Here is a 7914-nt window from a genome sequence, read left to right on the forward strand (position 1 = left end):
AGCGGTTGAGCGTGGCGACTGAGGAAGACTGGAACGAGGATCTGCCCGAAGACATAAAGCGTATCGGCAATACGATGACGCGCATGCGCATCATGATCGGACGGCGCATGATCGGCCGCATGGCGCTTGCCAAGGTGGCTCCGGGTCTCGAACTCTCCCATATCGACGTTCTTGATATATTGCGCCGCGCGGAAGGCGATGTAACCGTTGGCGCGATTGCCGAGGGCATGCGCATCGACCCCTCGCGCGGCAGCCGGGTGGTGGCGGATATGGTCGGGCGCGGTCTGCTCAAACGCGGCGTCTCGCAGGAGGATGCCCGCCGCAGCATCGTCGAGATCACCCCGCTTGGCACCAGCCTGCTGCAGGAGATGCGCCGGACCAAGATGAGCGTCATCAAGGATGTGATGGATGGCTGGCCGGCGGAGGATGTCGAGACATTCGCACGCCTTTTCGAGCGGTTCATCGACCGTTTCGAGCACCGGCTCTCCCCGGACGCGGACTTCCTGACGGATCAGAAAAAATCATAGCTGACCCCGCCGTCCGCAACTTCACTTTAAATGGGCGAAACCTTAACGTGCCGCCAGCGAAAAGATAAAAGGGTGACTTCGATGTTGACGATTTACGGTGTCTATCGTTCCCGCGCTACGCGCACGCTCTGGCTTGCGGGGGAACTGGGCATGGAATTCAAGCATGTGCCTGTCGTGCAGGCCCGCCGCCTTGCCGATCCCCTGGCCACGGACGCGCCGCTCAACACACTGTCCCCCGCCTTCCTCGCCATCAACCCAATGGGCACCATTCCCTGCATCGAGGATGACGGTATGGTGCTTTACGAATCCATGGCCATCAATCTCTATCTCGCCCGCAAATATGGCGGGCCGCTTGCCCCGGTCGATCTGAAGGAAGATGCGGCGATGCTGCAATGGTCCTTCTTCGCCGCAACCGAAGTTGAAATCAATTCGCTGAAGATTTCCTCCGCCGTCGCCGAAGGGCTGTCGGAAGGCGATACCGGCAGGGCGGTGATCGACGTCGCCGCGCGTCTGCTCAGGCGACCCTTCCGGGTGCTGGAACAGCATCTTTCCAGCCATGATTATCTGGTGGGTGACCGTTTTACCGTCGCCGATCTCAACGCGGCGGAAATCGTCCGTTACGCGCAGGGCCATCAGCCGCTGTTTGACGCCCATCCGGCGCTTAAAGCCTGGCTGGAGCGCTGCCAGGCCCGCACAGCCTTCAAGTCCATGTGGGATAGCCGCACAGCCGAGGCGGCGTGAGCGAAGGAGATAGATGGGGATAGTTGGCAGACCTCTCTCCGCACTCGACGTCATCCTCGGGCCTGTCCCGAGGATCTGCAACCTCTAGATTTTACGAGATGTGATTGGATCCTCGGGACAAGCCCGAGGATGACGAAGCAAGCTTTTTAGCACATCAACCCTTCTCGCCCGCCAGCGCTCTCTGAACCGCAGGCCGCTCACCCATGCGCCGGAAATGGTCGTGCACCTTGGGGAAGCGGGCGATATCCACGCCGTCACTTTCCAGCCAGCCGGACATGACGAAAAGATAGGGATCGGCGACCGAATAAGCGGTGCCCAGAACCCACGGGCCATGCAGCATGCCGTGCTCGATCAGTTCGAAACAATCGGTCATGGTCTGCGGCACCTTCGCCTTCATGTCCGCCAACGAGCTGTCCTCGCTGGCCCAGCGACTGCCGCGTCGACCATGCGCGTGGGCGACATGCACAGTCGACGCGATGAAGACGTTGAAGGATTGCATCAGGGCGAATTCATAGGGGTCGTCCAGCGGCGCGAGTTTCTTTTCCGGGGCCATCTGCGCAATGAAGGCGAGAATGGCGGGCGTTTCGGTCAACACTCCGCTGGCCGTTGCCAGTGCCGGCACGCGACCCTTCGGATTGATCTTCAGGAATGTCTCGGAGCGTTGCTCGCCCTCGGCGAAATTGACGCGTCGGGCCGTGTAGGGCAGCCCGGATTCCTCAAGCACGATATGGCTGGCGCGAGAGCAGGAACCGGGAGAGAAAAACAGCGTGAACATGGATGTGCGACCTCCAAAGCAATGAAGACGCCCACTTCCTCATATTGCGGACGCCGCCCCCTGACAGCGGCAAATGGCTCGGCCATGCCGCGCAGGGGCAGGCCATCATCATGCCGGTGACCGGTCGCGTCAAAGGTTATTTCTAAAGACCGACCACGCGGATATCGCCGACATGAATGCCGTTCCAGTTGCGCATCTGCCGGTTTGCCATACCGCTAAGAGCCTGCTGCTCGGCGCTGCCCTCGTCGAAATACCGGGCGAGCAATGCCGAGATCATCGCTTCGGCCGCTCGCGTCGTGCCGTCTTCGCATTTCACAGCCATGGCGATGCCCTTTTCCGGCAAAGCCGCCACGAAGACACCTTCCGCGCCGGTCTTGGCGAAAATCCTGCCCGGCGCAACCTGCATCAGCCGGGTGCAGGCGCGGCCGGTGCCCGCCACATAAAACGGTTCCGCCATGCAGGCCTCGATAAGGCGGCGGGAGGCTTTGGCTCGCTCCGCTTCCAGCCCCCTGCCCGTCGCCATCCTGGCAAAACCATGCGCCAGCCCCTTCAGCGGCACGGCATAGGTTGGGATGGAGCAGCCGTCCACGCCGCAATTGTCGTGGCCGAGCGCCGCACCCGTCAGGCTTTCCATCGTCGCGCGGATTTCCCGCTGCAGGGGGTGATCGTAACCGACATAGCCCTTGGGATCCGTGCCGGTATGGCAGCAGGCGCAGATGAAGCCGGAATGCTTGCCGGAGCAATTATTGTGAAGCGCTGTCGGCTTTTCCAGCGTGCGGGCCTGATGGATGATGGTCTTCTGGTCGGAAGACCAATGCGCGCCGCATTCCAGCGTATCGACATCCCTGCCCGCCTTGGCGAGCATGGCAGCGGCGAGTTCCACATGCGCGTCCTCGCCGGAATGGGAGGAACAGGCAAACGCCAGTTCGCGATTGCCGAAACCATAGGCGTCCGCCGCACCGCTTTCCACCAGCGGCAGGGCCTGCATGGCCTTGCAGGCCGAACGCGGGAAGATGCCGCGCTCGACATCGCCCACCGACAACAGCACGCCACCATCGCCATCCACCACCACGGCAAGGCCCTGATGGTGGCTTTCGACGAGGTTTCCCCTGACGACTTCGACGGTAACGGAATTGTTCATCTTTGCAGCCTCAAAAAATTCTGATTTCATGCTGTTGATAGCGCAATTGATTTTTCGGTGCACGGGGCTATCAGTGAAATTTGCAAAACGTCTGCTGCTGGCGATTGCCATTATCTACCTGCTTCCAGCACTGGCGTCGGCTGGGTTGTGGGCCATGCGGGACCATCCGCAGGGCTGGCGCGACGCCCGCTGGTCGTCCTCCGGCACTCTTCCGCAAGCCAGCGCCGACGGTGAGGCAGCGGTTTACGTGTTCTCCGCCATGACCGGCGGCTTCAAGGGCTCGGTTGCCAGCCATGCCTGGATCGTGCTGAAAAAGCCGGGCGCGACGGCTTATGACCGCTACGACAAGGTGGGCTGGGGCACGCCGATCCGCCGCAATGGCTATGCGGCGGATGCGTTCTGGTACTCCAACACGCCACGTCAGGTCGTGGCCATCCACGGCGCCGAGGCGGAAAAGCTGATCCCGAAGATCGAACAGGCTATTGCCGATTATCCCTATGGCAGACCGGGCGGTTACCGCATCTATCCCGGACCGAACTCGAACACCTTCGTCGCCCATGTGCTGCGCAGCGTGCCGGAACTCGGCGTGGTGCTGCCATCAGACGCGGTGGGGCGTGACTATCTGCCGAACGGCGCGTTTTATCATGTTGCCGACGACTGGAAGGATGCGAGCGTTTCGCTTGGCGGCCTGTTCGGCATTTCGGCAGGTGCGCGCAGCGGCTTCGAGGTCAATTTCCTCGGTCTGGTCGCGGGCGTCGATTTCAGCCGCCCTGGCGTGAAAATACCGGGGCTCGGCTATTTCGGAGTGGCCGGTAGCCGCGTCTGACGCCCTCAGGCATCGGCGGCATGACTGGCCCTTTTTGCGCGGATGGCCTGAGCGATGAAAACACGCGACAGGCCGTGATAGAGCGGCTCGCGGGAAAACAGGCGGGAGGTCAGATATCCGAGCATCGATGCCGCCATGATCGGGATTACCCCTTCGTGATTGCCGGTCATTTCGAGGATGATGACGAAAGCCGTCATCGGCGCCTGCACCACGCCTGCGAAATACCCCGCCATGCCGACAATGGCGCCAAGGCCGATGCTGGTGCCGAGCAAGGTGGCCATGGTGCTGCCGAAGCCCGCGCCCACCGATAGCGACGGCGCGAAAATGCCGCCGGGAATACCCGACATCATCGCAAGGAAAGTCGCGGCCAGCTTTTCGATGAAGAAGAAGGCCGGCGCGGCCTGTCCCTCGATCGCGGCCCGTGCCTGTTCGTAGCCCGTTCCGAAGGTTGCACCGCCTGTCGCTATACCGATAACGGCGGAGGCAAGGCCGCAGGCTGCGGCGACCGCCAGCATCCGCCTCAACGGCATGGTCTGCGCGAAGCGGCGGATGCGGGCGGAAAGACGCAACGCCCCGGCGCTGAAAAGCGCGCCGAACGCACCGCCGCCAACGCCGCAGATCAGCACCAGAAGCCAGTCCCGCATCGTTTGCGCCATGACGGAACTCGCGCCGAAATAGGTATAGCTGCCAACCAGCGCCAGCGAGGCGAGGCCGGACAGAATGACGGCGGTCAGGACGAGACCGTTGGCGCGGGATTCGTAGGTCTTGCTCATCTCCTCGATGGCGAAGACGATGCCCGCGAGCGGCGTGTTGAAGGCGGCGGCAATGCCCGCCGCCGATCCGGCCAGAATGAGACCTTTCGCCTGCGCCATGCCGCCCCAGCGCGCCGCCTGTAACATGATGGAGGCACCGACCTGAACCGTCGGCCCCTCACGCCCGATCGAGGCCCCGCACAAAAGACCGGCCACCGTCAGCACGACCTTTCCGAAGGCGAGTTTCAATGACAGAAGCCGCGAACGATCCTCATCGTCACGCAGGTGCCGCGCAGCAATCGCCTGCGGAATACCGCTGCCGCCGGCATTGGGAAAAACCGTCAATGCCAGCCAGGCGCAAAGCGTGAAACCGAGCGGCGTTATGACAAGCGGCAACAGGAACGCCCATTCACCGGAAGAGGTCGCGGCAAAGAAAAGATGCTGGGCACGGTCTGCCGCCCATGCGAACCCAACGCTGATGACCCCCACTGCGAGCGCGCCGATCCAGAAAACCGCTCTCGGTTTCCACACCCGCCAGGAACCCCAGACGACACGGGAACGGCGGAGCATCTTCAGCTTCTTGTAATCGACGGGCATGGCGGTCCAGATCGGTAATTTTGGTATCAATGTATCCGGCGGGATGCCCGTTTATCTGCCGCGCGGGCATTGATTGCAAGTTTTGCGTTTGACTTTACGTCTTGGGTCAGTGAAGATGCATCGCAATTGCAACGCAAAGAGATGATCCATGAAAACGGCAAACCTTCCTTCGCTGCGGGTGACAGCGGATTTTCGTGAGGCGGCGGAAAGCGTGCTGAAAGACGGCGAGACGCTATCTTCCTTCGTTGAGGATTCCGTGCGCAGGCAGGTGGAGATCCGCAAATCGCAGGCGGAGTTTATCGCGCGTGGATTGGCCTCACTTGAGGAATCCAAACGAACCGGGATTTTTTACTCCGCAGAAGAGGTGCATGCCGAACTGAGGGCGATGCTCGCGGCAAAGAAAGCCGAGCGTAACAAGTGACGTTCAAGCTCCGGTACACGATTGCAGCCAGAGCGGACATAACACGGCTATACAATTTTCTTCTGGAGAGGGATTTTTCGACTGCGGAGAAAGCCGTCGACCGGATTATTGCCACAGTCGAAGGACTGAGCGAGTTTCCCTTCGCCTCACGCAAAGCACCGGGTGAGAACGCGCTCTTACGGGAACTGCTCATTCCGTTCGGGTCCTCCGGCTACATCGCTCTCATCCAAATCGAAGACGCAGAAACGGTCTCCATCCTCGCGATCCGCCACCAGCGCGAAGACGATTACCATTGATCCTCACCGGTCGCTGACGGCCGCGCGCGGGTTTACCCAAGGCTCCTGATTGGAACGCGGCAGCGGCGTCTTTCCAAGAATGTGATCCGCCGCCTTTTCGCCGGTCATGATCGACGGGCCGTTCAGGTTGCCATAGGTCACATGCGGGAAGATCGAGCTGTCGGCGACCCTCAGGCCCTCCACGCCGATCACCCGGCATTCGGGATCGACGACCGCCATCGGGTCGTCGCGATCGCCCATCCGGCAGGTGCCGCAAGGGTGATAAGCGCTTTCCAGATGCTCCCGCAAAAACGCGTCGATCTCCTCATCCGTCGCGACATTTTCGCCCGGCTGGATTTCGGGCCCGCGAAAATCATCGAAGGCTTTCTGGTTGAAAATCTCACGCGTCAGGCGCACGCAATGGCGGAATTTCTCCCAGTCTTCCGGGTGACTCATATAGTTGAAGCGGATGACCGGGTCGTCATGCGGATCGGCGGAGCGCAGCGCGACGTTGCCGCGCGATTTCGACAAATTGTAGCCGACATGCACCTGAAAACCATGACTTTTCGCGGCAGCCTTGCCGTCATAGGAGATGGCGACGGGCAGGAAATGATACTGGATATCCGGCTGTTTCAGGCCCGGTGCGGAGCGCAGGAAGGCGCAGGCCTCGAACTGGTTGGAGGCGCCGAGCCCGCCCTTCGACAGCAGCCATTGCGCGCCCGCCACACCCTGCCAGAACCACGGCAGCCAGGAGTAAAGCGAGACCGGTTTGGTGGAGACCTGCTGGAAATAAAACTCCATATGGTCCTGAAGGTTTGCGCCCACACCCGGACGATCCGCCTTCACCTCGATGCCCATATCCTTCAAATGCGCAGCCGGGCCGATGCCGGAAAGCATCAGCAGTTTCGGGGAATTGAAGGAGGATGCGGAAAGGATGACCTCGCGATTGGCCGTGATGGTTTCCACGACGCCCCTGCGCTCGATTTCGACACCCACGGCACGGCCGCCCTCAATGACGATCTTGCGGGCGAAGCCGTTGACCAGCGTGACATTGCCACGTTTCAGCGCCGGCCGCAGATAGGCATTGGCGGCGGACCAGCGGCGGCCATTATGGATGGTCTGCTCCATCAGGCCGAAACCCTCCTGCTTGGAGCCATTATAGTCGTCGGTCAGTTCGAAACCGGCCTGCGCGCCTGCCTGGATGAAGGCGTGGAACAGCGGATTGCTCATCGGCCCGCGCTGAACGTGCAACGGCCCGTCCGTGCCGCGCCAGCCTTCCTCGCCGCCATGGCTGTGCTCCATGCGCTTGAAATACGGCAGCACATCCGCATAGGCCCAACCGTGTGCGCCAAGCTCCTCCCAGCGGTTGAAATCCTCCGCATGGCCGCGCACGTAAACGAGACCATTGATGGAAGACGAGCCGCCGATGACTTTTCCACGCGGCGCTGTAATCCTGCGGTTGTCGAGGTTCGGTTCAGGTTCGGAGAGATAGCCCCAATTGTAGCGCTTCATGCTCATTGGCCAGGCGAGCGCCGCCGGCATCTGGATGAAGGGGCCGAAATCCGAACCGCCCGCCTCGATGACGATCACCGAATAGCGGCCGTCTTCCGACAGGCGATAGGCGATGGCGGAGCCGGCGGAGCCGGAGCCGACGATGATGTAGTCTGCCTGCATTACCGTTTCTCTCCCAAGGGTTCCGGTTCTGGGTGGGGCTTACCCCCCTCTGCCCTGCCGGGCATCTCCCCCACAAGGAGGGAGATCGGCAAGACGCTCGTTTGTCACTTCAATCTCAAACGTGGAGATGGGCGGGACCTCGCCGCAGGTCGATCTCCCCCCTTGTGGGGGAGATGTCCGGCAGG

10 protein-coding genes are annotated in these 7914 nt (G+C 61.5%); 6 read left to right on the plus strand and 4 right to left on the minus strand.

The genetic code is table 11. The features are described 5' to 3' along the window. The first annotated feature begins 11 nt into the window (after window positions 1-11). Together RS75_RS21275 and RS75_RS21280 are read left to right on the plus strand one after the other, a co-directional pair. Window positions 12-527: a MarR family winged helix-turn-helix transcriptional regulator gene (locus RS75_RS21275; RefSeq protein ID WP_045024231.1), complete on the plus strand. Its 516-nt coding sequence runs from the start codon at window positions 12-14 to the stop codon at window positions 525-527. Window positions 528-608: 81 nt separating this feature from the next. After that, on the plus strand, window positions 609-1268 hold the full coding sequence (locus RS75_RS21280) for a glutathione S-transferase family protein (protein ID WP_045024205.1): 660 nt from the start codon (window positions 609-611) through the stop codon (window positions 1266-1268). Window positions 1269-1422: 154 nt separating this feature from the next. Here RS75_RS21280 and RS75_RS21285 read toward each other — a convergent pair whose 3' ends face one another. Beyond that, window positions 1423-2043, minus strand: coding sequence for a glutathione S-transferase family protein (locus RS75_RS21285; protein ID WP_045024207.1), 621 nt, complete (start codon window positions 2041-2043; stop codon window positions 1423-1425). Between the two features lie 2 nt (window positions 2044-2045). Here RS75_RS21285 and RS75_RS26695 point away from each other — a divergent pair, with 2 nt between their 5' ends. Next, window positions 2046-2189 carry a hypothetical protein gene (locus RS75_RS26695; RefSeq protein WP_160297198.1) on the plus strand — a complete coding sequence of 48 codons (144 nt, stop codon included), beginning with the start codon at window positions 2046-2048 and terminating at the stop codon, window positions 2187-2189. Here RS75_RS26695 and RS75_RS21290 read toward each other — a convergent pair. Continuing rightward, window positions 2186-3184: an asparaginase gene (locus RS75_RS21290; protein WP_045024233.1), complete on the minus strand. Its 999-nt coding sequence runs from the start codon at window positions 3182-3184 to the stop codon at window positions 2186-2188. The two genes, RS75_RS26695 and RS75_RS21290, sit on opposite strands and share 4 nt — an antisense overlap. A 73-nt stretch (window positions 3185-3257) precedes the next feature. Here RS75_RS21290 and RS75_RS21295 point away from each other — a divergent pair, with 73 nt between their 5' ends. Further along, the gene (locus RS75_RS21295) at window positions 3258-4010 is read left to right on the plus strand and encodes a DUF3750 domain-containing protein (RefSeq protein WP_045024235.1); all 753 of its coding nucleotides are present in this window, start codon (window positions 3258-3260) and stop codon (window positions 4008-4010) included. 5 nt (window positions 4011-4015) lie between these two features. On the opposite strand, the gene RS75_RS21300 is transcribed toward RS75_RS21295, so the two are convergent. Beyond that, window positions 4016-5359: a chloride channel protein gene (locus RS75_RS21300; RefSeq protein ID WP_045024208.1), complete on the minus strand. Its 1344-nt coding sequence runs from the start codon at window positions 5357-5359 to the stop codon at window positions 4016-4018. A gap of 148 nt (window positions 5360-5507) precedes the next feature. Between RS75_RS21300 and RS75_RS21305 the strand changes: the two genes are divergently transcribed. Both RS75_RS21305 and RS75_RS21310 read left to right on the plus strand, forming a co-directional pair. After that, window positions 5508-5780, plus strand: a complete 273-nt coding sequence (locus RS75_RS21305) for a YlcI/YnfO family protein (protein ID WP_045024210.1) — start codon at window positions 5508-5510, stop codon at window positions 5778-5780. Then, window positions 5777-6076, plus strand: a complete 300-nt coding sequence (locus RS75_RS21310) for a type II toxin-antitoxin system RelE/ParE family toxin (RefSeq protein ID WP_045024212.1) — start codon at window positions 5777-5779, stop codon at window positions 6074-6076. Before RS75_RS21305 ends, RS75_RS21310 begins: the two co-directional genes overlap by 4 nt. A gap of 3 nt (window positions 6077-6079) precedes the next feature. Here RS75_RS21310 and betA read toward each other — a convergent pair whose 3' ends face one another. Beyond that, entirely contained in the window at window positions 6080-7729 is a 1650-nt protein-coding gene (gene betA, locus RS75_RS21315) for a choline dehydrogenase (RefSeq protein ID WP_045024214.1), read from the minus strand. Between the last annotated feature and the right edge of the window lie 185 nt (window positions 7730-7914).

Source organism: Rhizobium nepotum 39/7 (assembly GCF_000949865.1).
Taxonomy (GTDB): domain Bacteria; phylum Pseudomonadota; class Alphaproteobacteria; order Rhizobiales; family Rhizobiaceae; genus Agrobacterium; species Agrobacterium nepotum.

Excerpts from the sequence above, each read along its gene's own strand:
- RS75_RS21280 (WP_045024205.1), top strand. The coding sequence starts at position 609 with ATGTTGACGATTTACGGTGTCTATCGTTCCCGCGCTACGCGCACGCTC.
- RS75_RS21285 (WP_045024207.1), bottom strand. The coding sequence starts at position 2,043 with ATGTTCACGCTGTTTTTCTCTCCCGGTTCCTGCTCTCGCGCCAGCCAT.
- RS75_RS26695 (WP_160297198.1), top strand. The coding sequence starts at position 2,046 with ATGTGCGACCTCCAAAGCAATGAAGACGCCCACTTCCTCATATTGCGG.
- RS75_RS21290 (WP_045024233.1), bottom strand. The coding sequence starts at position 3,184 with ATGAACAATTCCGTTACCGTCGAAGTCGTCAGGGGAAACCTCGTCGAA.
- RS75_RS21300 (WP_045024208.1), bottom strand. The coding sequence starts at position 5,359 with ATGCCCGTCGATTACAAGAAGCTGAAGATGCTCCGCCGTTCCCGTGTC.
- RS75_RS21305 (WP_045024210.1), top strand. The coding sequence starts at position 5,508 with ATGAAAACGGCAAACCTTCCTTCGCTGCGGGTGACAGCGGATTTTCGT.
- betA (WP_045024214.1), bottom strand. The coding sequence starts at position 7,729 with ATGCAGGCAGACTACATCATCGTCGGCTCCGGCTCCGCCGGCTCCGCC.